Origin of the sequence: Kribbella rubisoli (genome assembly GCF_004217145.1) — a bacterium.
Classification (GTDB): domain Bacteria; phylum Actinomycetota; class Actinomycetes; order Propionibacteriales; family Kribbellaceae; genus Kribbella; species Kribbella rubisoli.
In genome coordinates this window covers 800,087-822,748 of sequence record NZ_SHKR01000014.1, presented here as the reverse complement: position 1 = coordinate 822,748, position 22,662 = coordinate 800,087, and the positions used below count along the sequence as shown (strand labels likewise).

Annotated in this window: 26 protein-coding genes; 12 read left to right on the top strand and 14 right to left on the bottom strand. The window is 66.3% G+C overall.

The features are described 5' to 3' along the window. Positions 1-17: 17 nt before the first annotated feature. A complete protein-coding gene (locus tag EV645_RS29435) occupies positions 18-680 on the bottom strand; it encodes a TetR/AcrR family transcriptional regulator (RefSeq protein ID WP_198681915.1) in 663 nt (220 codons plus the stop codon). Between the two features lie 79 nt (positions 681-759). Here EV645_RS29435 and EV645_RS29430 point away from each other — a divergent pair, with 79 nt between their 5' ends. Next, positions 760-942: a hypothetical protein gene (locus EV645_RS29430; RefSeq protein ID WP_130447249.1), complete on the top strand. Its 183-nt coding sequence runs from the start codon at positions 760-762 to the stop codon at positions 940-942. On the opposite strand, the gene EV645_RS29425 is transcribed toward EV645_RS29430, so the two are convergent. The 3 genes from EV645_RS29425 to EV645_RS29415 all read right to left on the bottom strand — a co-directional run bounded on the left by EV645_RS29425 (position 928) and on the right by EV645_RS29415 (position 3,423). Next, complete coding sequence (locus tag EV645_RS29425) at positions 928-1,803, bottom strand: alpha/beta fold hydrolase (protein WP_130447248.1); 876 nt, start codon at positions 1,801-1,803, stop codon at positions 928-930. The two genes, EV645_RS29430 and EV645_RS29425, sit on opposite strands and share 15 nt — an antisense overlap. After that, the gene (locus EV645_RS29420) at positions 1,800-2,243 is read right to left on the bottom strand and encodes an iron chaperone (protein WP_130447247.1); all 444 of its coding nucleotides are present in this window, start codon (positions 2,241-2,243) and stop codon (positions 1,800-1,802) included. The genes EV645_RS29425 and EV645_RS29420 overlap by 4 nt, the downstream gene beginning before the upstream one ends. A 79-nt stretch (positions 2,244-2,322) precedes the next feature. Further along, entirely contained in the window at positions 2,323-3,423 is a 1,101-nt protein-coding gene (locus tag EV645_RS29415) for an NAD(P)/FAD-dependent oxidoreductase (RefSeq protein ID WP_130447246.1), read from the bottom strand. A 252-nt stretch (positions 3,424-3,675) separates the two neighbouring features. On the opposite strand from EV645_RS29415, the gene EV645_RS29410 reads away from it, so the two are divergent. Further along, positions 3,676-4,215 carry a GNAT family N-acetyltransferase gene (locus tag EV645_RS29410; protein ID WP_130447245.1) on the top strand — a complete coding sequence of 180 codons (540 nt, stop codon included), beginning with the start codon at positions 3,676-3,678 and terminating at the stop codon, positions 4,213-4,215. Here EV645_RS29410 and EV645_RS29405 read toward each other — a convergent pair. Beyond that, positions 4,200-4,595 (bottom strand): VOC family protein, encoded by a 396-nt coding sequence (locus EV645_RS29405; RefSeq protein WP_130447244.1) that lies wholly within the window; start codon positions 4,593-4,595, stop codon positions 4,200-4,202. The genes EV645_RS29410 and EV645_RS29405 overlap by 16 nt on opposite strands. A gap of 43 nt (positions 4,596-4,638) precedes the next feature. Here EV645_RS29405 and EV645_RS29400 point away from each other — a divergent pair, with 43 nt between their 5' ends. Next, positions 4,639-5,151 (top strand): NUDIX domain-containing protein, encoded by a 513-nt coding sequence (locus EV645_RS29400; RefSeq protein WP_198681914.1) that lies wholly within the window; start codon positions 4,639-4,641, stop codon positions 5,149-5,151. Here the strand turns inward: EV645_RS29400 and EV645_RS29395 are convergent. After that, entirely contained in the window at positions 5,144-5,749 is a 606-nt protein-coding gene (locus EV645_RS29395) for a mobile mystery protein B (RefSeq protein ID WP_130447242.1), read from the bottom strand. The two genes, EV645_RS29400 and EV645_RS29395, sit on opposite strands and share 8 nt — an antisense overlap. Next, a complete protein-coding gene (locus EV645_RS29390) occupies positions 5,746-6,078 on the bottom strand; it encodes a helix-turn-helix domain-containing protein (protein WP_157997176.1) in 333 nt (110 codons plus the stop codon). Before EV645_RS29390 ends, EV645_RS29395 begins: the two co-directional genes overlap by 4 nt. A 126-nt stretch (positions 6,079-6,204) precedes the next feature. Here EV645_RS29390 and EV645_RS29385 point away from each other — a divergent pair, with 126 nt between their 5' ends. The 4 genes from EV645_RS29385 (at position 6,205) to EV645_RS29370 (ending at position 9,243) form a co-directional block, all read left to right on the top strand. Then, a complete protein-coding gene (locus EV645_RS29385) occupies positions 6,205-6,642 on the top strand; it encodes a MarR family winged helix-turn-helix transcriptional regulator (RefSeq protein ID WP_130447240.1) in 438 nt (145 codons plus the stop codon). A gap of 9 nt (positions 6,643-6,651) precedes the next feature. Beyond that, complete coding sequence (locus EV645_RS29380) at positions 6,652-7,509, top strand: haloalkane dehalogenase (RefSeq protein ID WP_130447239.1); 858 nt, start codon at positions 6,652-6,654, stop codon at positions 7,507-7,509. A 76-nt stretch (positions 7,510-7,585) separates the two neighbouring features. Then, positions 7,586-8,608, top strand: coding sequence for an NAD-dependent epimerase/dehydratase family protein (locus EV645_RS29375; protein WP_130447238.1), 1,023 nt, complete (start codon positions 7,586-7,588; stop codon positions 8,606-8,608). Further along, the gene (locus tag EV645_RS29370) at positions 8,605-9,243 is read left to right on the top strand and encodes a TetR/AcrR family transcriptional regulator (protein ID WP_130447237.1); all 639 of its coding nucleotides are present in this window, start codon (positions 8,605-8,607) and stop codon (positions 9,241-9,243) included. Before EV645_RS29375 ends, EV645_RS29370 begins: the two co-directional genes overlap by 4 nt. On the opposite strand, the gene EV645_RS29365 is transcribed toward EV645_RS29370, so the two are convergent. From EV645_RS29365 to EV645_RS29340, 6 genes are all read right to left on the bottom strand, one after another. After that, the gene (locus tag EV645_RS29365; RefSeq protein ID WP_130447236.1) at positions 9,240-11,282 is read right to left on the bottom strand and encodes a PQQ-dependent sugar dehydrogenase; all 2,043 of its coding nucleotides are present in this window, start codon (positions 11,280-11,282) and stop codon (positions 9,240-9,242) included. The genes EV645_RS29370 and EV645_RS29365 overlap by 4 nt on opposite strands. Positions 11,283-11,466: 184 nt before the next feature. Further along, positions 11,467-12,291, bottom strand: a complete 825-nt coding sequence (locus tag EV645_RS29360) for a MauE/DoxX family redox-associated membrane protein (protein ID WP_130447235.1) — start codon at positions 12,289-12,291, stop codon at positions 11,467-11,469. Between the two features lies 1 nt (position 12,292). Beyond that, complete coding sequence (locus EV645_RS29355) at positions 12,293-12,895, bottom strand: cell wall protein (protein WP_130447234.1); 603 nt, start codon at positions 12,893-12,895, stop codon at positions 12,293-12,295. A gap of 13 nt (positions 12,896-12,908) precedes the next feature. Then, a complete protein-coding gene (locus EV645_RS29350) occupies positions 12,909-13,220 on the bottom strand; it encodes a septal ring lytic transglycosylase RlpA family protein (RefSeq protein WP_242000731.1) in 312 nt (103 codons plus the stop codon). A 211-nt stretch (positions 13,221-13,431) separates the two neighbouring features. Next, positions 13,432-14,931 carry an MFS transporter gene (locus EV645_RS29345; RefSeq protein WP_130447232.1) on the bottom strand — a complete coding sequence of 500 codons (1,500 nt, stop codon included), beginning with the start codon at positions 14,929-14,931 and terminating at the stop codon, positions 13,432-13,434. Continuing rightward, a complete protein-coding gene (locus tag EV645_RS29340; RefSeq protein ID WP_198681913.1) occupies positions 14,928-15,476 on the bottom strand; it encodes a TetR/AcrR family transcriptional regulator in 549 nt (182 codons plus the stop codon). Before EV645_RS29340 ends, EV645_RS29345 begins: the two co-directional genes overlap by 4 nt. A 272-nt stretch (positions 15,477-15,748) precedes the next feature. Between EV645_RS29340 and EV645_RS29335 the strand changes: the two genes are divergently transcribed. Then, entirely contained in the window at positions 15,749-16,735 is a 987-nt protein-coding gene (locus tag EV645_RS29335) for a TerC/Alx family metal homeostasis membrane protein (RefSeq protein WP_130447230.1), read from the top strand. On the opposite strand, the gene EV645_RS29330 is transcribed toward EV645_RS29335, so the two are convergent. Continuing rightward, the gene (locus EV645_RS29330; protein WP_130447229.1) at positions 16,719-17,972 is read right to left on the bottom strand and encodes an MFS transporter; all 1,254 of its coding nucleotides are present in this window, start codon (positions 17,970-17,972) and stop codon (positions 16,719-16,721) included. The genes EV645_RS29335 and EV645_RS29330 overlap by 17 nt on opposite strands. A gap of 313 nt (positions 17,973-18,285) precedes the next feature. Here EV645_RS29330 and EV645_RS29325 point away from each other — a divergent pair, with 313 nt between their 5' ends. The 4 genes from EV645_RS29325 (at position 18,286) to EV645_RS29310 (ending at position 22,659) form a co-directional block, all read left to right on the top strand. After that, entirely contained in the window at positions 18,286-18,573 is a 288-nt protein-coding gene (locus EV645_RS29325) for an ArsR/SmtB family transcription factor (protein WP_198681912.1), read from the top strand. Between the two features lie 434 nt (positions 18,574-19,007). Next, positions 19,008-20,009 carry an ABC transporter permease gene (locus EV645_RS29320; protein WP_130447228.1) on the top strand — a complete coding sequence of 334 codons (1,002 nt, stop codon included), beginning with the start codon at positions 19,008-19,010 and terminating at the stop codon, positions 20,007-20,009. Next, positions 20,006-20,959, top strand: a complete 954-nt coding sequence (locus tag EV645_RS29315; RefSeq protein ID WP_130447227.1) for a carbohydrate ABC transporter permease — start codon at positions 20,006-20,008, stop codon at positions 20,957-20,959. Before EV645_RS29320 ends, EV645_RS29315 begins: the two co-directional genes overlap by 4 nt. A gap of 38 nt (positions 20,960-20,997) precedes the next feature. After that, on the top strand, positions 20,998-22,659 hold the full coding sequence (locus EV645_RS29310; protein WP_130447226.1) for a type 2 periplasmic-binding domain-containing protein: 1,662 nt from the start codon (positions 20,998-21,000) through the stop codon (positions 22,657-22,659). Positions 22,660-22,662 lie beyond the last annotated feature (3 nt).

The following is a 22,662-nucleotide window of genomic DNA, read 5'->3' as shown; positions in this document are numbered from 1 at the left end:
GATTGTGCCACGCGGCGCTAGCCCGCCTTGGTGACCTGCTTCGCTCGGCTCGGAAGCGTGGCAAGGCCCGCCTCGATCAGGCCGGCCGCTCGCTCGACGTCGGCGGCCGCGGCGTCGATTGCGTCCTGGATCGGCTGCCCAGGGCGTAGGTGGGTCCGAAGCGCGCGGAACTGGATCTTCCACAGGCCGAGAAGCGCGGCTGCGGCGACCTGAGGCTCCGGATCTTCGGGCTCGAGGCCGAACCGGGAGGCGAGTACTTCGGCGGCAACGTCGGCGAACCGCTCGGCGACGTCGCTCTGGTACGCCCGCAGCGACGGCGTCGCGTGAATGAGGTCGCCGAACCTTTGGTAGCGGGTCACAGCCTCGGTGGTGATCAGGTTCGCGCTGATGCCCTGGAGTTCGTCGTCGAGCACCTTCAGCATCGCGGCTACCGGGGGGATCGCCGGGTCCGCGAGATAGGTACGCAAGGCGTCGGCGGTCGGCTCCAGGCGGTCCAGGACCAGCGCCTCCTTGCTCGGGAAGTAGTTGAACACGGTCTTCTCGGAGACTCCGCACGCCTCGGCGACATCGGCCACGCGCATGGCGTCGTACCCCTGCTCGAGGAACATGTGCGCGGCGGCGTCGGACAGCTGCTGACGCATCGCGCGCTTCTTCCGCTCCCGCAGGCCCTCCGTGCTCATGGCGGCAGACTACTACAGTGACCAGAAAAATACTGTTACCCTAATTTTCTAGTCACTGAAGTTTATCGGAGGGGCCGTTATGGCCGAGATCAAGATCGTGTGCGACTACCCCCGTTCGCCGAGGAAGCTCTGGCAGGCAATGACCGACCCGGCCAAACTCCTTGGCGCGGTCCGGAAGAAGATGCTGACCGTGGGCCTACCCGCCCTGCTCGCCAACTTGGACGACACCGGCGCCCTGCGTAAGCCGTTAGCTGGTGCCTGAGGCAACTTCTTGGATGCATTCGGCAACCAGATCGGGGCGATCGATGTGGAGGTAGTGCCCGGAGTCGGGGACTACCTGGTGGCGGGCGCCCGACTGAGCGGCAAGGCTGTCCTGGACTGCGATCACCTGCGGAGTGAACTCCGCGGGCCTGCCCTTGGTGGCGGTGAGCACGACGATCGGGATCTTCGGCCAGACACCTCGCGTACGGCGGGCGGCTAGCTCGTCGACGTGATCGAGGATCATCGGGAGCTCGTCGAGATAGGTGAAGAGCTGGTCGTCGGTCTGCAGGCAGGAGCGGCAGGCCTCGGTCAGCAGGTGCGTCTTGGCCTTCACGCTGCGGGAGATGTCAGCAGCCAGCTCGTCGCTGAAGGTCAGGACGTCTTTGGCTCGCGGGTCGTCCGCAGGTGGGCGGGTGCGGTCCGGGTGTGGTTCGGGCTCGGCGTCGCGCCAGAAGGTCTCATGCGACGGGTCGAGGAGGACGAGCCCGCTCACCAGGTCGGGCCTGCTCCAGGTAGCCAGCTGGGCGAGCAGCCCGCCCCAGCTGTGCCCGACGACGACGGCCGGTCCGACTTCTTCCAGTACGGCGATGAGGTCGTCGACCTGGAGATCCAAGCTCAGGGGAGCGGGGTCGCTCGCGCCGTACCCGGCTCGGTCGTAGGCGATCACGCGGAAGTCGGCGACCAGTTCCCTGAAGACGGCCGCATACCCGACGACCGGCGACATCGCACCCGCCTCGAGCAGGACGCTCGGACCAGCACCCGCCTCGATCCAGCGGAGTGCGCGACCTCCGCGGTCGAGTTCCCGGCGGGTGGCAGCACCTCCGGCCAGTGCGTCGAACGCCGCTAGGGCCCGGTCCGTCATTCGGACCTGACGGCCTTCTTCACGAGGGCGATGAGCTTCTTTTCGATCGCCGGCGTGAGCTTGTTGACGGCGTACGACGTGGGCCACAGGTCGCCGTCGTCGATCTTGGCCTCGTCGCTGAAGCCGAAGGTGGCGTAGCGGGCCTTGAACTTAGCGGCGTCCTGGAAGAAGCAGACGTTCTTGCCGCCGAGCGTCCAGCCGGGCATGCCGTACCAGAGCTTCGGCGACAGCTCCGGCACCTCGGCCGCGATCAGGTCGTGCAGGCGCTGAGCCATCTCCCGGTCGCCGTCGGCCATACCCGCGATCTTCGCCAGCTGCGCCTCGGTCGGGTCCTGCTTGCTCTTCAGGTCCTTCGCGTGCTCCTTCATCGCGGCGACCTCGTCCTCGGTGAACCCGTCGTACGCCTTGCCCTTGGCTGCTGTCTTCTTCGTGGTGGCCATCGCAGTGTCCTCTCGTCGGTCTGAACACTCCACACACTAAGAGCCGCCGTACGCCGGGCGCTTCTTGAAAACTGATCGATCAGGTCAAGGCGGTCAGACCGGGGTGCCGCTGGGCGAGGTACGCGCCGCGAACGATCGTCTCCTTGTACCGCGCCGCGGCCCGACCGGTGAGCACCGTCTTGCGAGGCGAGTCGTCGGCGTGGACGAACTGGATCAGCGCGTCATTACGCCCGAGGCTGATGCACTGGTTGATGTAGCGGAACCGCAGCGGCTTCGGCTCGTGTCCCTCCAGGCGAGCCTTGAGCGAACGTACGGCGTGGAACGCCGCCGGCAGACCGGTCGCGCAGGCCATCCGCAGCTCCTGACCGCTGGTACGACGTACCGCGGCTGCGTCCCCGATCGCATAGACGTCCGGGTGCGACATGGAACGCAGTGTCGCGTCGACCTGCATCCGACCGTGCGCGTCGACGGCGAATCCAGCCTCGGCGGCAAGCGGGGAGACCTCGAACCCGGTCGTCCACACCACGACGTCGGCGGCCACGCGATCCCCGTCGTCCAGCTTGAGACCGTCGCCGTCCACCGCGGCGACGCGGGCATTCTCCACGAGGTCGATGCCGAGCCGTTCGAACGCGCGATGCAGGTGCTTGCGACCGCGCTCGGACAGAGCGGAGCCGAGGTGACCACTCGTGACCAGCTGCACGACGCGATCCGGGTACGTCTCGGCGAGCTCGGTCGCGGCCTCGATCCCGGTCAGTCCGCCACCGACGACCGCGATCGTGCCGCTGGCGCGGAGGCGGTCGCGCAGTTGTCCCGCGTGGTCGACATCGGCCACGGTGTATGCGTATTCGCTTGCTCCCGGCACCGAGTTGAGATCGGCCCGGCTTCCCAGCGCATAGATCAGTACGTCGTACCGCAGCTCGCGATCGCTCAGTACGACGGTCCGGGCCTTCGCGTCGATCCGCTGCACCCGATCGGCGACGAACTCGACACCGGTCCCCTCGAGCAGCTCCTTGATCGGCCGCTCTGGCAGCTGCTGCCCCGACGCGAGCTGGTGCATCCGAACCCGCTCGACGAAGGTCTCCCGCGCGTTGACCAGCGTGACGGAAGAATCCGTCCGGCGGGCGGCCAGTTTGGCCGCAACGAGGCCGGAGTACCCGGCTCCTAGTACGACGATGTGCATGTCCGCACTCCTTTCGACGAACACGAGACACCGTTCACCACCCCGAATGTGACGTGACGCCGATCACGTCACAATCACGCCTGCGGCGCCCAACCAGACCTGGCTGATCGCCGACCGGGCCCAGATGCCGGCAAGCTCGACAGGACGTATAGGTCCACTGCCGGCGCCTCCCGCCTGCGCCGACTGGAAATCGGGCCCAACGACCCGACACTTCCTGTCGAGGTTGTCCGCCCAGCCAGCTAGGTTGACCGGATGTGCGACGACTTGCCGGCAGAGCTGACCACTGAGCGACTGCACCTGCGGCGCTGGCGGCCGTCGGATGCCGAGGAGTACCGCGGACTATGGGCCGAGCGGGACGTCCGCGCACGGCGGCGGATCGACGCTGACGGTCGGCCGACGGTCGAGGAGATCCGCGGTTGGCTGACCGAGAATCCGCTGGCCGCGGACGCGGGGCTCGGGTTGTTGCCGATCGAGGTGCGGGCGACGGGGGAGTTCATCGGGTATTGCGGACTGACCGTCGGACAGGCGACCTTCGACGAGCCGGAGATCGCCTACGAGTTGGCGGCGCGCGCCCATGGGCAGGGGTACGCCACCGAGGCGGCCCGTGCCGTGGTCGAGGCGGCGGCGCGGACCGGTCGGCGGCGGCTGTGGGCGACCGTGCGGGAGTGGAACACGGCGTCGTTCCGCGTGCTCGAGAAGGTTGGGTTCGAGCGCAGCGAGCGGGTCGACGAAGATCCCGAGCGGGGCGACTCGATCTGGATGACGCGGGTGCTGGCTCAGCCGTTGGCGTAGAGGCAGAAGGGGTGGCCGGCTGGGTCGAGGAGGACTCGGACCTCGTCCTGGGGCTGGAACTCGGCGAGTGTGGCGCCCAGCTCCACGGCGTGCTGGACTGCGGCGTCGAGGTCGCCGACTTCGATGTCCAGGTGCATCATCATCTGCTGCTCGCCTTCGGTCGCAGGCCAGACCGGGCGGGCCCAGGGCGCGGAGGTCTGCGCCTGGAACGCGAGGTACGTCTCGGAGTTGCCGGGGACCGCGAGCGTGAACTCGTCGGGCTCGTTCTTGTGGATCTCCCAACCGAGCACCGCGTGGTAGAACATGCCGAGCGCCTGCGGGTCCGGCGCGTCGATCACCGTCCCGAACCAGTGCCCCTTCTCCGAACGTCCTCGCAGCATCGCACTACCTCTCCTCGGTCGCGGTTTGCCCGACACTAGACCCGTGAACCGACAGAACGATCTCGCCGCCGAGGGGGAGCCGGAGAAGGAGTTCAACCCCGGCATCGCCGCCCGCCTGCCTCGCAAGACGGCCGCCGGCGGCGCACTCATCCGCGACCGCGCCGGCCGCATCCTCTTCCTCGAACCCACCTACAAACCCACCCTCGACATCCCCGGCGGCATCGTCGAGTACGACGAATCGCCGTACGAGGCCTGCCGCCGCGAGGTCAAAGAAGAAATCGGCCTCGACCTCGAGATCGGCCCCCTCCTGGTAGTCGACTGGGTCCCCGCCCTAGGCCCCTGGTCCGACGCCCTGGCCTTCGTCTTCGACGGCGGCATCCTCGACGAAATCCCCCTAACCCTCGACCCCACCGAGGCAAAAGCCCACCACTACCTAACCCTCGCCGAGGCAACCCCCCACCTCCGCCCGTCCATGGCCCGCCGCCTATCCCTGGCCCAACAAGCCCTAACCACAGGAACCCCGACGTACTCCGACTTCGGCCGCGCCCTCAGCTGACGGCGTTGGTGAGCAGGGCGGAGTAGTCGCCGGTGTCCGCGGCGCGGAGAGCGTCGAGGTAGTAGCGGCGAGCTTCACTGGCAGGTATTCCGGAACGACTGCCCCAACTCAGGTGGTCGGCTCCGAGTCCGAGGGAGTCTGCGAGCGCGCCGGCAGCGAGGCGTGCGTGCCGGCCGTTGCCGTTCACGAACGGATGAATGAAGACGAGCCGATGGTGGAAGCGAACGCAGATCTCCGATGAGCCAAATGTTTCCTGCTCGATCCAGAACGCCGTATCGCCCAGCAGCACCTGCAACTCCTCTTGGACTCGCGAAGGCTGAACGCCGATGGTGGTGTCGCGCTGCCGCAGTTTGCCCGCCCAGGTCCACACCTCACTGAACATCTGCCGGTGCAGTTCCCGCAGAAAGGACTGGTGCAGAAGGTCACTGGGCTCCAGCGCCTGGTCGCCTAGCCAGAGCAGCCCGTCGGCGATGTTCGACGCCTCGGCATCGTTCAACTCGTCCCGAGTGCGGATCCAGGCGTAGTCGTCGTTCAAGTACTGCGCGTCGTCCGCATCAACCGGCGTCTGACCGTCTTCTGATCCGCCGAGTCCCGTCACGCGGCAGAGCGTGCGACTCGGTGCGCGACGATCTTGCGTAGTACCTTCTGGAAGCCTTCATCGGTCAGTGGCTGCGCCTCCAGGGCCATCGTCCACGCGACCTTCTGTGCCTTGGAGATGTCTGCCTGGGTGGGCTGCTCGTCCTTCGCCAGCAGGCTGAAGTCAAGCACCTGCAACACGCTCAGGACCTTGTCCGCCTCCAGCCGACGAGCCCCATGCTCCAGCCGGCCGAGCCATTCACGTGAGACTCCGGCCTGCGCCGCGAGCTTCGCCTGCGACAGCCCGAGTCGGCGGCGCTGGGCACGAACGGATGCACCGAGGTCAGCCATCTGTCCGATCATGGTAAGAGCCCTTCGATGTGACGGTACTGTCACAGCCTATCTCACTACGCCGGCACCCACCTTCATCAAACGAAACAGTAGCCATGTACTTAGTAGCCATGTACTGTATCTGGTATGAGTGAGGCGACGCCGGGGCATTTGGTTTGGCGGCTTTCTATGAAGTGGCGGGTGGCGGTGGATCGGGCGTTGGCGCCGCGGGGGTTGACGCATGCGCAGTATGTGATGTTGGCGTCGTTATACGGGCTGGAGCGGGATGGGCGGGTGCCTAGTCAGCGGGAGTTGGCTGATCACACCGGGCTGGAGGCGTTGTACGTCTCGAAGTTGGCTCGCAGCCTCGATGCTGACGGGCTGATGCAGCGGACCCGGGATGCCAAGGACACCCGCACGATGCGGCTCGAGCTGACTGCCAACGGGCGCGAGACCATCGAGCCCGCGATCGCCGAAGTTGCTGCTCTGCTGGACAAACTGCTGGCGCCGCTCGGGGGACGCCGGGGTGCGCGGACGAAGAGTTTCGTGCGCGATCTCACCGAACTTCTCGATACACCACTGTGAGGAACAGTCATGCCTGATATCGATCTGCTCGACTCGACAATCCACTACGAAGACACCGGCAGCGGTACGCCGATCGTCTTCCTGCACGGCAATCCCGCGTCGTCGTACGTCTGGCGCAACATCACCCCGCTCGTCGGCGAAGGGCGTCGGCTCGCGCCGGACCTGATCGGGATGGGCCGCTCCGGCAAGCCCGATCTGGAGTACAAGTTCGCCGATCATGCCCGCTACCTCGACGCCTGGTTCGACGCGCTCGAGCTCGACGATGTGATCCTGGTCGGCCACGACTGGGGTGGCGCGCTCGCGTTCGACTGGGCCGCGCGTCATCCCGAGCGCGTGAAGGGCATCGCGTTCTTCGAGAGCATCGTGAAGCCGATGGCCTGGGAGGACCTCTCGCCGCAGGCCGCGGAACGCTCCCGCCTGATCCGTACGACAGGTCCCGGCGAGGATCTCGTCCTCGAGCAGAACCTCTTCGTCCGCCAAGCCTTCACCGGCGGCGTGCTGACGCCCGTGCCCGACAACGACCTGCAGACCTACCTCGCGCCGTACCCGACGCCCGAGACCCGCAAGCCCATCCTCGCCTGGGCCCGCCAGATCCCGCTCGGCGGTGACCCGGCCGAGCTGGTCGCCAGGATCGAGGCGTACGACGCGTGGCTCGCCGCGAGTGTCGACGTACCGAAGCTGCTGCTCACGTTCGAAGGCTCGCCGACGCTGCTCATCGACGAGCACTACAAGAACTGGTGCGAGACCAACATCGCCGCGCTCGACATCGTGCACGGCGGCAGGGCCGGCCACCACGCCGCAGAGGATCGCCCGAAGGAGATCGGGACCGAGATCTCCACCTGGATCGACAAGCGAGGCCTGCGCTAACCGGAGAGCATCTCTCCACTTCGTGCTACGCTGATAACCGGAGAGCAAATCTCCGTTAATCCCGAAGGTGGAGAAGATGGCTGAGACGGTGCTGGTGACCGGCGGAACCGGGTACGTCGGCGGCTGGGCGATCGTCGCGCTGCTCGAGCGCGGGTACGACGTCCGTACGACGGTCCGGAGCCTTACCAAGGCCGACGCGGTGCGTGCCGCAGTGGCGCCGAGGGACCAGTTGACCTTCGCGGTCGCTGACCTGATGGACGACGACGGCTGGGATGCGGCGATGGCAGGCGTCGACTACGTGCTGCACGTCGCGTCCCCGCTCGGCGACGAGACCTCCAAGGACCCAGACGCCTTGATCATCCCGGCCCGCGACGGCGCGCTGCGCGTACTCAAAGCCGCAACGCGAGCCGCTGTGAAGCGAGTAGTGATGACGTCCGCCGCCAACGCAGCCAGCCCGGCGTCGTACGCCGAGGACGGCATCACCGACGAGACGCTGTGGACCGTCGACGATCCGAAGCTGCCCGCCTACAGACGGTCGAAAACCCTTGCAGAAAAGGCAGTCTGGGACTTCATGGCGTCGTACGACGGCCCGACCGAACTCACCACGGTCCTACCAGGCGCCGTCCTGGGCCCGATCCTCAGCGCAGACAATGTCGGTACGACGCGGATCATCCAGCGGATGCTGTCCGGCAAGATGCCGGGTGCGCCGAAGATCGGCCTCGAGGTCGTCGACGTACGCGACCTCGTCGACCTGCACATCCGCGCCATGCTGTCGCCCGAAGCAGCCGGCGAACGCTTCCTCGGCACCGGCGAGTTCATCTGGATGCGAGAAGTCGCGGCGGCGCTCAAGGCGGGACTCGGCGACCAGGCCAAGTCGGTGCCAACCCGCGAGCTACCGAACTTCGTCGTACGGCTGGCGTCCCTCACCGACCCATCGCTGCGGGCGCTGACGATCTCGCTCGGCCGACGCAATCGGCACAGCACCGCGAAGGCCGAGCGCATCCTCGGCTGGAAACCACGCCCCGCGGCGCAGACGGTGGTCGAGTGCGCCCAGAGCCTGATCGCGCATGGAGTAGCTCGTGACAGGATGGCTGGATGAGCGAGCCCACGCGCCCCGCTCGGCGGGACTCAGTTCGCAATCGCGAGCGCTTGGTCACGGCGGCGCGGGAAGTCTTTGCCGAGCACGGCATCGGCGCGACGCTCGACGACATCGCGCGGCAGGCCGGCCTCGGCACGGGTACGGCGTACCGGCATTTCCCGAACAAGCACGCGATCGCCGCCGAGGTACTGCGGGAGGCGACCGAGCAGATCGTTGTCGACGCCGACGAGGCACTAGCGGTCGATGACCCGTGGGACGGGCTGGTGCAGTTCTTCGAACGCACCGCCGCCCGCCAGGCCGCCGACCGCGGACTGTACGAAACCCTCACCGGCCAAGGCGACTACGACGAGCAGGCTCGGATCTGGCCGCGGATCGTTGCCTCGGTCACCGAGCTCTTCAACCGCGCCCAAAGCGCCGGCGTGATCCGCGAAGACGCCGCTCCACAAGACGTTGCGGCGATCTTCGCGATGCTCGGCCCGGCCTTCGCGATGAGCCGGACCATCGACCCCGACCTGTGGCGCCGCTACCTAGCCCTGATGCTGGACGGCTTGCGCCCGGCGGACCGACCACCGTTGCCGGTCGGTCCGCCACCTGCTGAAGCCCTCGACGCCATCCTCCGAAGCAGTAAGGGCTAAGAGAACTTCAGTCGCACGATGACATTGTCGATCGTGCTAGGAGTTCCGCCGTTCTTGTCGTCGTTCGTCGACGTCAGCCACAGCCCGCCGTCCGGCGTACGCGTGACACTACGCAGCCGACCCCACCGACCGGAGAACACGGCCTGCGGCGTCCCGACACCGTTGCCTGCGGCATTGATCTTCGTGACCCAGAGCTGTTCGCCGGTGACGCCGGCGATGTAGATCCAGTCGTTGACGATCTCGATACCGCTCGGCCCGGCCTGTGACGTCGACCAGGTTCGCTTCGGCGCGATGTACCCGGAGCAGTCGCCGATCGTGCCCTCGCATGCCGGCCAGCCGTAGTTCCCGCCCTTCTGAATCAGATTCAGCTCGTCCTGGCTGTTCTCACCGAACTCGGCGGCCCACAGCTGACCGCGCGAGTCCCACGCCAAGCCTTGCGGGTTGCGGTGACCCCAACTCCAGACGTACCTGGCGTTGCCGCCGCTGCTGTAGAACGGGTTGTCGCTCGGCGGCGTACCGTCCGGGTTCATCCGCAGGATCTTGCCGTTGAGCGAGTTCTTGTTCTGCGCGTTGCCGGAGTTCTTCGCGTCGCCGACGGTCGCGTACAGCTTCCCGTCCGGGCCGAACGCGATCCGCCCGCCGTTGTGGTACCGGTTCTTCGCGAGACCCGTCAGCACCGGCGACGAGGTCGTGGCCAGCTTGCCGTCCTCGTACTTCATCCGCACGATCCGGTTGTCGCCGGAAGCCGTGTGGTAGAAGTACACCCAGTGGTCGGTCGCGAAGTTCGGCGACAGCGCGACACCGAGCAGACCGCCTTCACCGCTGGTCGTGACCACACCCGGCACCTTCCCGAGCGTCGTCTTCTGACCGGACGCCGTCACCCGCAGTACTTCGAACCGGTCCCGCTCCGTCACGAGCGCCGACCCGTCCGGCAGGAAGGCCACGCTCCACCCGAGATCGACCTTCGCGATGTCCTTGTCGTACGCCGGAATCCCGCCGGTGCCACCTGTCGACGTACGAACCGTGACGGCATTGCTCGCCGCGGACGCGTTGCCGTCAGGGTCACGTGCCTTGACGGTGAACGTGTACTCCGTGTTCGCGGTCAACCCGGTGACCGTCGTGGTGAGCGAACCGGTCGTCGCGACCTTCGCCGAACCCTGGTACACGTCGTACCCGGCGATGCTGCCGCTGTTGTCGGTCGAAGCGTTCCAGGCCAGCGAGACGCTGTTCGCGCTCGTACCGGTCGAGTGCAGGTTGCCAGGCACGGACGGCGGTTGCGTGTCGCCGCTGCCGGGCGTCGTGAACGTGACCACGTTGCTCTGCTGCGAAGCGTTGCCCGCGGCATCGAACGCGCCGACCGAGATGTCGTACGACGTATTTGCGGTCAACGTGTCGACGGTCGCCGAGAGGGTGTTGCCGTCGACAACCTTCAGGACGTTGCCGCCGCGGTTGATCTCGTACCGGACGACCCCGACGTTGTCGGTCGCCGCAGTCCAGTGGAAGGTCGCAGCGTTTGACTTGAGGTCGCTCACGGTCAGGTTGCCGGGCGCCGACGGTGGTGTGGTGTCGTCGGTGGTGGGCGTGACGGTCAGTTTGTCGGCGTTCGGTCCGCCGTCGGCGCTGGTCGCGCGGGCACGGATCTTGTTCGTACCGGCGGTGAGTTGGAGACGAACGGTCTTGGTCTTCCAGGTCGTCCACGCACCCGTGCCGGGGAACGTGATGCCGACCGCGCCGGGCTGTCCGTTGACGGTGAAGTCCATCGGCCGGGTCGCGTCGGTGCCGTTCGCGTACCGCAGCGTGACGTCGGCGGGACCGGCCGGGGCGGTGACGGTCCATTCGACGTAACTGCCAACGAGATTGTCGTAATTGACGAAGCCGCTGCCGGTGTACCCGGCATGGTTGGACTCGACCACACCTTGCGAGATGGCCGCGTCCTCGGCTTGGTAGTCGGTCGACGCCGCAGTGGCGGAGGGTGCTGCGCTGAGCCCGAGCGTGGCGACGGCCAGCGCGGTGACAGCCCAGATCAAGCGGGGTCTCATGAGGTCTCCTGGATTTCCGGGGCGGAGGAGTTGCAGGGGACTAACTATTAGGAAAGCTTCCTAACGATAATCCGATCTGTCAACAGCGCGGATCCGCAGGCCATCACAATGCCGCCGCCCCTGCCACGGTCAGCGTGGCGGGGGCGGCGGGTTCCGATTGTGATGGCTTGGCGATCCGGGTCTCCTACCCGGTCGTGGCCAGGACCGTCGGGCGGTAGAGGGTCAGGCCCGAGGTCTCGTCGACGACGGCCACCCGGACGGACTCCGGAGTCGTGTCACCGTGCGGTACGGCGAAGACGGCGGTCGCTCGGCGGCCGTCGTACCTGGCGAAATAGCTCAGGTAGCGCCAGTCTTCGTCGTCCCAGTAGTCGTGGATGTCGGACCGCAGCATCCCGTCGACCGCGCGGTACGCCGGGCTGAGCAGAACCCGCCGCTGGGTTGCGGCGAGTGGTGCCGTGCTTGACGCCGTACCGGCGTACGGATGGCTGAGCCTGATCCGGAATCGGCGGATCGGGAGCAGCCAATAGCGGTCGAGCTCTGCGGACAGCATCACGAACACCGCTGCCTCGACCACGAGCACGCCCAGCGCCGGACCTGCCGACCACCAGCCGGCTGTGGCCGTCGTCGCGACCGCCGCAGTTGCCAGTAGCAACAAGGCGCGCGCGATCGCCCGGTAGCCAACGGGTTTCGCCGACTTCCCCGCACATCCACAGGACGCCTCGGGCACGACGACCTTCGAGTAGACGAGGAATCCGGTGAAGCCGACGGCCAGCGCAGCAGCGGCGACTGCCTCGATCGCCCAGGAAGGCGGTGCAAGAAGGGCGAGCGCGATGAGGGCCTCGATCGCGGCGAGGGTTTGGTAGGCGGGTTTTGCCCGCGATTCGCCTACCAGGCGGGGGAGTGCGGTGCGGTCCGCCTGCTCTGGGTCCCTGAACTTGCTATAGGACGACCAGAGCAGGAGCAAGCCGATCAGAAGCGGCTGGGCGGCCGCCACGTGTTCGCTACCCATGTCAGTTCGACGTGTAGATCGTCGCGATGTCGATCTCGTTGGTGCCCGGCCGCCAGGCTCCGATCACCTGGGCGTGCCGGCCGACCTTGAGCATCGACAGGTCCGATACCGCCGGCGTGCCGTTGTACACGGCTGCCGTCGTACCGGACTGGACGTGTCCGACGACCTTCTGCCCGTGGTGGTCGAACTGCACGCCGGAGCGGGCGATCGACGTGATGGCGACGGTCAGGTTGACGATGTTCACCCAGACCGCCTCGGCGGCCAGTACTCCGTCCGGAAGCAGCACGCCACGCGCGTACAGGCCGTCGCCGATCTTGGCCTGGTCGATCGTGGTCGGGCGGAGTTTCCAGACACTCGTCACACCGGTCAACTGGATCCGGTGCATGCGGCCGTCGGATCCCTGTACCTGCAGGAGATCCTGGTTCCGGCCGGTGATGAGGCCTTCGGCGAAGTTCGGGTCCGGCTGGCCGGCATCCGCGAACTGGGAGCCGGCGGCGAACGCGGTCTCCGGGGCGAGTGAACCCAAGGCGGTGGCGGCGACCAGGCCGGTCGCGCCGAGGGCCGCGCGGGAGAGCAGGGAACGACGGTCCATCGTGGTAGTCATCTCGGCTCTCCTCTCAGGCCACGTCGATCGATACGGGGGACAGGCCGCTGTTCAGGCTGAGGCCGAGCGCGCTGAACGCGGCCGGCGTGAAGTCGATGACCCGGTTCGAGGCGCAGTTCCCGCCGCAGCAGGTCCGTTCGCCGCAGAACAGGTCCGTCTGCGGACCGCAGTCCGCGATCGACGTGACTACCCGCTTGCCGGTGCACAGGCTGGTGGTGGCGTGCCTGAAACCGCAGGTGCGCCGGGACATCGCGCTGATCCCGCAGGTGTCCGGATGGGTGATGGCGTAGCACGAGTCCGAGGTGTTCGGCCAAGCGTGCTGCATGTTTCCCGAGTTGCATGTCCCGCAGGCGCCGTGCCCGGCGCTTCCACAGGGACCCCATGCGTTCCCACAACAGAACCATGAGGCTTCGGCAGTGATTCCGGCCATGACAGATTCCTCCTAGGCCTAGGGGCGGTAAGACCTAACAGGAACTGTTTGTACTCCGTTCCGGCGGAATCTCCCAGAGCTCAGCGCGGAAATGGAAACTTTTTGCCTACTGTTCGTGCGTGCTCAGCGTTTGGCCGCGCAGCAGGAACCACGCCGCGACCGCCGTCGCCAGCAGGACCGCAGCGCCGACACCCGCCGCGGTCGCGACCCCGCTCGCGAAGGATTGGCGGGCCGCGTCCAGCAGTGCGGCACCGGCTTCGGGTGGCAGGTGCGCCGCGACCTCCACTGCGCCGCCGAGTGACTCGTGTGCCGCATCCGGCGTACCGACCGGGCTCGCGAAGCCGCGGTAGATGCCGGTGACGATCGAGCCGAGTACCGCGATACCGAGCGCCGCACCGAGCTCGTACGCCGTCTCGGACACTGCACTCGCCGCGCCGGCCTGCTCCTTCGGTACGGCGGTCAGGATCACGTCAGCCGTGACGGTGAACGAGAGTCCAGCTCCTGCCCCGACCACGAGCAGGGCCGCACCGAGCAACGGATACCCGGTCGTCTGGCTGATCGTGGTGAGCGCAGCCAGCGCCAAACCGATCGCAGCCAGACCGCCGGCGACGACCGCACGTACGGAGAACCGTCGTGCAATGCGACCCGCCAGCAGGCCGGCGACAACCGCCCCGATCGCGGCCGGAAGCTCCGCGAGTCCGGCCTCGATCGGCCGCCTGCCCTGCACCAACTGCAGGTACTGCGAGAGGAAGAAGATCAACCCCGACAGTCCGAGAATCGTGAGCAGATCGGCCAGGACCGCGCTGCTGAAACCACGGCTGCGGAACAAGCGCAGATCCAGCAACGGGATCGGCAGGCGCCGCTGACGCCGTACGAATCCATAAAGCCCGGCCACGCCGATGACCAACGCCGCAACGGCAATCCAGCCGAAGCCGTGGGCCGCGAACTCCTTGATCGCGTAGACGACACCGATCATGCCGACCATCGACAGGACGACGCTGAGTAGATCCCACGGACCCGGCTCGGGGTTGCGCGACTCCGGCAGCAGCTTCGCGCCGACGACGACCAGCACCGCCATCACCGGCAGGTTGATCAGGAAGACCGAACCCCACCAGAAGTTCTCCAGCAGTACGCCGCCGACGATCGGACCGACCGCCATACCGGCAGATGCGGCAGCGCCCCACATGCCGATGGCGAGGCTGCGTTCGCGCGGGTCGTGGAACAGGTTGCGGATCAACGCGAGCGTGGCCGGCATCAGCGTCGCGCCGGCGACACCGAGCAGCGCCCGGGCGGCGATCATCAGCTCGGCCGAGTTCGCATATGCGTTGAGGACGGAGATGGCGCCGAATGCTGTCGCGCCGATCAGCAGGATCCGCTTGCGGCCGATCCGGTCGCCGAGACTGCCCATCGAGACGAGCAGTCCGGCGAGGACGAACGAATACGCGTCGCCGATCCACAGCAGCTGCGTGCCCGACGGCTGCAGATCCTCGGTGAGGAAGGGAGTTGCCAGGCCGAGGACCGTTGCGTCGACCGCGACGAGCAGCACGGCCAGCACGAGTACGCCGAGCGCGAGCCAGCGCCCCGGCCGCGTGATCTGCTGCTTCATTCCGTTCTCCGTACTGCGCCGCCGAGCAGCAGCTCGGCGATGTTCGAGGTGAAATCCTTGGAGGCGACGCGGCCCTCGTAGACCGCCCAGGCCGCGGAGACCAGCAATCCGTAGAGGGCCTCGCTCAACCAGACCGGACTGAGATCGATCCGGAACTCGCCGGCCTCCTGACCGCGCCGGAACAGCGCGACCATCCGGGCGTCCAGCCGGGCCCAGCCCTCGTTCTGCCCGTAGCCTTCGAAGAGCTGGTTCTCTGAGTACAGGAACGCGAGCAGGCCTGCGGCCGGCTCCAGCGCTCGCACCAGCCGGCGTACTGCGTCGGAGGCCGGACCGTCATCGACGCGGGCCCTCTCCAGCGCGCTCTCGCACTCGGCAAGCCCGAGCTCCTCGAGCGCGCGCACGAGGGCATCCCGTCCGGCGAACTGCCGGTTCAAGGTCGCGCGACTGATCCCGGCGGCCCGCGCGACCTCGTCCATCGTCGCCCCGGACTTCCGCATCAGCAGTCCCGCGGCATCCCGCAGTACTCGCTCCCGATCGACAGCCATGAGACAAGAATAACCCATTTGAGACATTCATGTCTCAAATCTAGCATTGAAGTCAGTATGCGGTATACGATCCTGGGTGTGTCCGGGAATAGATCGGAACCGGATATGCTTACAGCGTTTGTGGAGGGGAGTATTCCGCCACGGCAGTGTCGTCATCACGGGAGGCCTCGCGGCCGAACCGGTGCTGCCGGCCCAGGTTCGCCTGGGTGGAAGAGACCTCCGGACCGAGCTAGAGGTATGCCCACGTCCGGAGGTTCGTCATGGTCTCTGTCATGCCACCCGTTGTCTGGGTGCTCACGATCATCGGGTTGCTCGCGATCGTCGCGTTCGACCTGATCGTGATCGCGCGCCGCAACCACACCGTGACGATCAAGGACGCGACCCGGTGGGTGCTGTTCTACGTCGGCCTCGCGGGACTCTTCGCCCTCGGTCTGTTCCTGTTCAGTCCGGGTCAGACCGGCAGCGAGTTCGTCGCCGGCTACATCACGGAGTACAGCCTCAGCGTCGACAACCTGTTCGTGTTCGTGATCATCATGGCGCGCTTCGCCGTACCGAGCCTGGCGCAGGACAAGGTGCTGTACATCGGCATCGTGGTCTCGATGCTGCTGCGGGCGATCTTCATCCTGGCCGGCGCGGCGGCGATCTCGGCGGCGAGCTGGGTGTTCTACATCTTCGGCGCGTTCCTGGTCTATACCGCGGTCCGGCTGGCGCTCGAGGGTGAGAACGACGAGACCGACTTCCAGGAGAACGCCGTACTGCGGGGCATGCGCCGGATCCTCCCGATCTCGCACGACTACGACGGCGACAAGCTGACCACCCGCATCGACGGTCGCCGGCTGGTGACGCCGCTGGTGATCGTGATCGCCGCGATCGGGATGGCGAACGTGATCTTCGCGCTCGACTCGATCCCCGCGATCTTCGGGCTCACCCAGGACGCGTACATCGTGCTGACCGCCAACGCGTTCGCGCTGATGGGTCTGCGCCAGCTGTACTTCCTGATCGGCGGTCTGCTCGAGCGGATCATCTACCTGAACGTCGGCCTGTCGGTGATCCTCGCGTTCATCGGCGTCAAGCTGATCATCGAGGCGCTGCACGGCTCGCACATCGACGACATCGGCGCGATCCACCTACCGCATATCGGCATCCTGACGTCGCTCGGCTTCATCATCGCCACGCTGTTCGTGACCACGGTCGCCAGCCTGATCAAGTCGTCGTACGACAGCCGCCGGGAAGCGATCCGCGTCAAGGTCGACGACTGACCTCCTCCGCAGGGGTACGGCGTACGTCCTTGAGGCGCAGGTACAACAGGGGGATCGGCGTCGAGATCAATCCGGACGCCAGCAACGCACCGCGCAACGTCGAGCGGCCCAAGGCTCCCAGCGGCGGGCCGCCGACGACCTGACCGATCGCGTTCGCCTGGGAGACCATCGAGATCACCGTCGCGCGCGACTTCGAGTCGACGTGGCGGTTCAGCCAGGCGGACTCGATCGGGTAGGCGAGGGTGCCTGCGACAGTGTTGAGCCACATCGCCGCGAGCGCGAGCCAGAGGTTCCCGAGCAGGGCGAAGGAGCAGATGCCGACCACCTGCAGCGTCGCCAGCGTCGCCAGGATGCCGGTCGGATGTACGGCGGACAGGCGGTCGGGGGAGAGCCGGTTCAGTACGAGGGACGTGAACAGCGACAACAGCGTCCCGACGAGTGCGAGCACGGTGAACCAGAACGCTGGGTCCGACGTACCGAAGACGGTCGGGAAGGTGAAGTTCAGGATCTTGACCGACCACAGCCGGTCGAACGCCTCGCTGGCCAGACCGGAGATCAGGCTGATGATCACCAGCGTGCGTACGACGGGACGCCGCCGGGCCGCATCGAGGCCGCTCTTGAACGTCTCGGCCATCTGCCGGAACGTGTCGCGCTCGTCCTTCGGGGTCCGGTGGAAGTTCTGTTCGCGCATGAAGACGCCGAGCATCAGCGCGAGCAGGATCATCCCGGCGCCGGAGACCGCCATCGGCAGCGGCAGGCTGATGAGACCGAGCGCGCCGGCGCTGACGATTCCGCCGATCCGGCCGCCGAGCTCGAACTGCTGCGCCCGGACGAAGACCGGGGCGGCGCGCTCGGTGCCGATCTCGTCGGTGATCCAGGCCTGATCGGCGCCCGAGGTGAACGTGAAGCCGACGCCCCAGAGGACCTGTGCGGCGAGGATCGCGAGAAATGCCGGCACCAGGCCCTGGAGCAGGAAGCCGGCGCCGATCAGGACGAAGCCGATGATGATCGACAGTCGGCGGCTGTAGAGGTCGGCGACGATGCCGGTGGGGATCTCGAAGAGGAAGCAGGCGAGCTCGAGCGTGGTCCCGACCAGGACCATCTGCAGCGGGTTCAGGCCGGCGTCGCGGACGTAGTAGACCGCGCTGAGGGTGAAGGACAGCGCGGCGAGGAACGACCACGCTGCGTTGTAGGCGTAGTACGTCCTAACAGGGTCCGCGGACCGGTAGACAGACATGTCGAAATGCTCCCGAAAGCGTGTGCGGGCATGACGAAGCGCGACCGGCGGTCAAGCGCTTGACGTGACGCACGACGGTGGCCCGGATCAGGCCGCGGAGGTGCGCTTTTCAGGAGCGGGTTTGCATGCCGCTCAGGGTAGAGGAGACCCGGCGCGTCCGCCTCCGAATTAGCCGACCACGGGCGGTGATCCGGGGTACTATCGATAATGCCTGGCCCGGCCGTTCCCCCGTGATGGTCGGGTCAGGTTTTTGCCGCATTGCGTAAGTAAATTCTTACGCGTAAGGTCTGGCTTACGCGATTGAAGGAGTGCTGTGGCGATCGAGGTCGGCGCGGTCCTGGCCGCCCTGGCCGATGCTTCCCGGCGGCGGATCGTGACGCGGCTGGCGCAGGGTCCGGCGACGACCGGGCAGCTGGCCGAGCTGTTCCCGATCAGCCGGCCCGCGGTGTCGCAGCACCTGAAGATCCTGCAGACGGCCGACGTCGTGCGGACCACCCTGGTCGGCCGCCACCGTTGGCACGAACTGAACCCCGACGCACTCCACGCCCTCGCGCACTGGGCCGTCGACGTGGCCGCCCCTCACGACAAGGCGCCGGCCTGATGCCGTCCCGAGGCGCCTACATCCTCGACCCCGCCGGCCTCCTCATCGGCCTGAACGCCTACGACGCCTGAGGAAGTTCAGGTCTTGACATAGGGGTCGGGGGGCAGGTTGACTGCTATATAGTTAACAGCAGAAATAAATTGTGGATCGGTCCGGTGTCGGTGGCTCAGAGCGACTCCGGGCTTGATCGGTGTGTGCCCGGATCCGATGGCTGGCCATCGGATCATTCGGCGTTTGCCGTCCGGTAGTTGCTAGAGGCAACACTGAATACGCCTTGTTTTCAAGGGATTCGGGCGCATCGGTCACCGTCCGGTATCGACCGGGCCGGGAACTCTTCCGCTCCGGAGGGGTTGTGTGTCATCCTCCGGGATAGCGAAACCCGAGATCCTATCGGATATCGGTTCCACTCCAGCGCGTGAGGGAAAGGATGCGGAGTGAGCGCAACCTTCGAGGTGAAACCGGCGCCGGCGCCAGCGGCGTCGCGGGCAGGTGAGACGACGGCCCGGAAGCCACCGCGAACGTCCCGCCGGACCCAGGCCGGGCGGAGCCTGCGGCGGCATTGGCAGCTCTACCTGCTGATCGTCGTACCGCTCGCGTACTTCGTCATCTTCAAGTACATCCCGATCGCCAACGCGGTGATCGCGTTCAAGGACTACAGCCCGGTCAAGGGCCCGTGGGGCAGCGACTGGGTCGGGTTCAAGAACTTCGAGCTGTTCTTCCAGAACCCGGTGTTCTGGACCCTGGTGAAGAACACCTTCCTGCTGTCGGTCTACACGGTCCTCGCCAGCTTCCCGATCCCGATCATCCTGGCGATCGCGCTGAACGAGATCCGCAACGGCCGGTTCAAGAAGACCGTCCAGCTGGTCACCTACGCGCCGTACTTCATCTCCACCGTCGTCGTGGTCTCGATGACGATCCTGGTGCTGTCGCCGCGGCTCGGTTTCGTGAACGACGCGATCGGGCTGTTCGGCGTACCGTCGGTCGACTTCCTTGGGAACCCCAACTACTTCCGCCACATCTACGTCTGGTCCGACGTCTGGCAGACCACCGGGTACTCCGCGGTGATCTACCTGGCCGCGCTGTCCGGCATCGACCCCGCGCTGCACGAGTCCGCGCGGATCGATGGAGCCAGCCGGCTGCAGCGGATCCGGCACGTCGACCTGCCGGGGATCATGCCGACCGCGGTGATCATCCTGGTGCTCGGCGTCGGCAACATCATGTCGATCGGGTTCGAGAAGGCGTTCCTGCTGCAGAACCCGCTGAACACCCAGCAGTCCGAGATCATCGCCACCTACGTCTACAAGACCGGTCTGCTGAACGCCGACTTCAGCATGGCGACCGCCATCGGGCTCTTCAACTCGGTGATCAACCTCTTCCTCCTGCTCGGCGTGAACTTCGTCGCCAAGCGCATCACCGGAAACGGACTCTGGTCATGAGCATCACGTTGCAAGGTTTCCGGCGTACGGCGGACAAGCGGCCGGACACCTCGAAGCGGACCGCGATCGAGGAGACGCGCACCGACAAGATCTTCCTGGCCGGCGTGAAGATCATGCTCTGGCTGGCATTGATCATCGTCGCGGTCCCGCTGATCTACATCGTCGCGAACTCGTTCAGCAGCCCGTCGGCGGTGAGTGCGGGCCGGGTGCTGTTCTGGCCGATCGAGCCCAGCATCCGTGCGTACAAAGAGGCCTTCAGCGATCCGCTGATCATGAAGGGCTACCTGAACTCGTTCATCTACGCGATCGGCGGGACCCTGATCAGCGTCACGCTGACGATCGCGATCGCGTACCCGCTGTCCCGCCGGACGTTCTTCGGCCGGAACGTGATCATGAGCGTGCTGATCTTCACGATGCTGTTCTCCGGCGGCCTGATCCCGACGTACCTGGTGGTCCAGGACCTCGGGATGCTGAACACCCGCTGGGCGATGGTGATCCCGAGCGCGATCGGGGTCTGGCAGGTGATCATCGCCCGGACCTTCTTCCGCTCGACGATCCCGGACGAGCTGTACGAGGCGGCCACCATCGACGGGGCCAGCGACCTGCGGTTCCTGTGGTCGATCGTGCTGCCGCTGTCGAAGCCGGTGATCGCGGTGATCGCGCTGATGTACGCGATCTTCCAGTGGAACAGCTACTTCGACGCCCTGATCTATCTCAAGGACCCCGGTCTGTACCCGCTGCAGATCGTGCTCCGCAACGTGCTGATCCTGAACACCCTCACCGGATCCACCACCACGACGAACCTGGCCCAGCAGCTCGAACAGCAGCAGCTGGCCAACGTCCTCAAGTACGCGCTCATCGTCATCTCGAGCCTGCCCGTACTGATCATCTACCCGTTCGTCGCCCGCCACTTCACCAAGGGCGTGATGGTCGGCGCGGTCAAGGGCTGAGCCACGAGGCTCAATCCACTTCAGAGAGGAACACAGCAATGCGCTCATCCGTGAGCAAGGTCGTCGCGCTGGCGGCCGCCGGCGCGCTCGCCCTGGCGGCGTGCAGTTCGGACAAATCGTCCAAGGGAGCGGCGAACGAGACCTCGGCCGACGGCAAGGTCGTCATCGACACGTTCACACCGTCGGACTCCAGCACCAACCTGACCACCAACGCGGTCACCAAGATCATGAGCGACAAGTTCAAGATCCAGTTCCGGTGGCAGACCACGACGTACGACGCCGGGCCGGCCAAGGAGAAGCGGCAGATCGCGCTGGCCAGCGGCGACTACCCGGACCTGTTCTTCCTGATCCCGTGGGTCGACGCGTTCACCCAGGCCGAGGTGCTCAAGCTCGGCCAGCAGGGCGTCGCGGTGCCGCTCGAGAACCTGATCAAGGACAACGCGCCCAACATCCAGAAGGTGCTCGACACCAACAAGGAATACAAGGAGATGGCGACCGCGCCCGACGGTCACATCTATGCGCTGCCGCAGTGGGCCGATTGCTTCCACTGCACCTACCCGGACAAGCTGTGGATCAACAGCACCTGGCTGAAGAAGCTCGGCCTGCAGGTGCCCAAGACCACCGATGATCTGCGCAACGTGCTCGAGGCGTTCAAGACCAAGGACCCGAACGGCAACGGCAAGGCCGACGAGATCCCGATGACCACCGACGTCCAGGACAGCAGCCTGATCGCGTACCTGATGAACGCGTTCGCCTACGACCCGGTCGGCGCGAACAACGGCGTACGGTCGCTGCTCACGCTGAACGGCGACAAGGTCGTCACGCCGGTCGCCTCGGACCAGTGGAAGGAAGGCCTGAAGTACATCCACGGCCTCTACAAGGACGGCCTGATCGACCAGGCGGCGTTCACCCAGAACGCGCAGGCATTGCAGGCCCAGGGCAACGACCCGAAGGCGGTCAAGCTCGGATCGGTGCCGGTCCTGTGGCCGGGCATCTTCGTCCAGCTCGACTCCAAGGACGGCCGCGACAAGCAGTACGACGCGGTGCCGCCGCTGACCGGTCCGGAGGGCAAGAGCTACACCGGGTACAACCACCCGACCTCGACCGGTTACACGTTCATGCTGACCAACAAGGCCAGCAAGGAGGCCCAGGTCGCCGCGATCAAGATGCTGGACTGGATCTACAGCGACGAAGGCCAGATGATCACCAACATGGGCCCGGAGGGTGTCGGCTGGACGAAGCCCGCCGCCGGTGACATCGCCCTCGACGCGAGCACCAAGCCGCTGTACAAGCCGGTGCAGAACGCGCCGAAGAACATCAGCTGGGGTGCGCTCGGCCAGTACAACAACACCTTGGCCTTCCGGAACGCGCAGGTCACGCCGAAGGACATCTACAGCGGCGCCGGCCTGGAGCGGCGGCTGTGGGAGGCGACCAAGCAGTACGAGGGGCATGTCGACAAGGCGCAGTGGTTCCCGCAGGCGTTCATGTGGCCGGACCCGAGCCTGAGCGGCGAGATCGCCACGCTGCAGACCAACCTGAACACCTACGTGAACCAGAACCAGTTGGCCTTCATCACCGGTTCGAAGAACATCGACACCGACTGGGACGCGTACGTGAAGGGTCTCGACAGCACCGGTATGCCGCGGTACCTGGAGATCAACCAGCAGGCGTACGACAAGTACAAGAGCGGTTCGAAGTAGGCC

Excerpts from the sequence above, each read along its gene's own strand:
- EV645_RS29435 (WP_198681915.1), bottom strand. The coding sequence starts at position 680 with ATGAGCACGGAGGGCCTGCGGGAGCGGAAGAAGCGCGCGATGCGTCAG.
- EV645_RS29430 (WP_130447249.1), top strand. The coding sequence starts at position 760 with ATGGCCGAGATCAAGATCGTGTGCGACTACCCCCGTTCGCCGAGGAAG.
- EV645_RS29425 (WP_130447248.1), bottom strand. The coding sequence starts at position 1,803 with ATGACGGACCGGGCCCTAGCGGCGTTCGACGCACTGGCCGGAGGTGCT.
- EV645_RS29420 (WP_130447247.1), bottom strand. The coding sequence starts at position 2,243 with ATGGCCACCACGAAGAAGACAGCAGCCAAGGGCAAGGCGTACGACGGG.
- EV645_RS29415 (WP_130447246.1), bottom strand. The coding sequence starts at position 3,423 with ATGCACATCGTCGTACTAGGAGCCGGGTACTCCGGCCTCGTTGCGGCC.
- EV645_RS29410 (WP_130447245.1), top strand. The coding sequence starts at position 3,676 with ATGTGCGACGACTTGCCGGCAGAGCTGACCACTGAGCGACTGCACCTG.
- EV645_RS29405 (WP_130447244.1), bottom strand. The coding sequence starts at position 4,595 with ATGCTGCGAGGACGTTCGGAGAAGGGGCACTGGTTCGGGACGGTGATC.
- EV645_RS29390 (WP_157997176.1), bottom strand. The coding sequence starts at position 6,078 with ATGGCTGACCTCGGTGCATCCGTTCGTGCCCAGCGCCGCCGACTCGGG.
- EV645_RS29385 (WP_130447240.1), top strand. The coding sequence starts at position 6,205 with ATGAGTGAGGCGACGCCGGGGCATTTGGTTTGGCGGCTTTCTATGAAG.
- EV645_RS29380 (WP_130447239.1), top strand. The coding sequence starts at position 6,652 with ATGCCTGATATCGATCTGCTCGACTCGACAATCCACTACGAAGACACC.
- EV645_RS29375 (WP_130447238.1), top strand. The coding sequence starts at position 7,586 with ATGGCTGAGACGGTGCTGGTGACCGGCGGAACCGGGTACGTCGGCGGC.
- EV645_RS29370 (WP_130447237.1), top strand. The coding sequence starts at position 8,605 with ATGAGCGAGCCCACGCGCCCCGCTCGGCGGGACTCAGTTCGCAATCGC.
- EV645_RS29365 (WP_130447236.1), bottom strand. The coding sequence starts at position 11,282 with ATGAGACCCCGCTTGATCTGGGCTGTCACCGCGCTGGCCGTCGCCACG.
- EV645_RS29360 (WP_130447235.1), bottom strand. The coding sequence starts at position 12,291 with ATGGGTAGCGAACACGTGGCGGCCGCCCAGCCGCTTCTGATCGGCTTG.
- EV645_RS29355 (WP_130447234.1), bottom strand. The coding sequence starts at position 12,895 with ATGACTACCACGATGGACCGTCGTTCCCTGCTCTCCCGCGCGGCCCTC.
- EV645_RS29350 (WP_242000731.1), bottom strand. The coding sequence starts at position 13,220 with ATGCAGCACGCTTGGCCGAACACCTCGGACTCGTGCTACGCCATCACC.
- EV645_RS29345 (WP_130447232.1), bottom strand. The coding sequence starts at position 14,931 with ATGAAGCAGCAGATCACGCGGCCGGGGCGCTGGCTCGCGCTCGGCGTA.
- EV645_RS29340 (WP_198681913.1), bottom strand. The coding sequence starts at position 15,476 with ATGGCTGTCGATCGGGAGCGAGTACTGCGGGATGCCGCGGGACTGCTG.
- EV645_RS29335 (WP_130447230.1), top strand. The coding sequence starts at position 15,749 with ATGCCACCCGTTGTCTGGGTGCTCACGATCATCGGGTTGCTCGCGATC.
- EV645_RS29330 (WP_130447229.1), bottom strand. The coding sequence starts at position 17,972 with ATGTCTGTCTACCGGTCCGCGGACCCTGTTAGGACGTACTACGCCTAC.
- EV645_RS29315 (WP_130447227.1), top strand. The coding sequence starts at position 20,006 with ATGAGCATCACGTTGCAAGGTTTCCGGCGTACGGCGGACAAGCGGCCG.
- EV645_RS29310 (WP_130447226.1), top strand. The coding sequence starts at position 20,998 with ATGCGCTCATCCGTGAGCAAGGTCGTCGCGCTGGCGGCCGCCGGCGCG.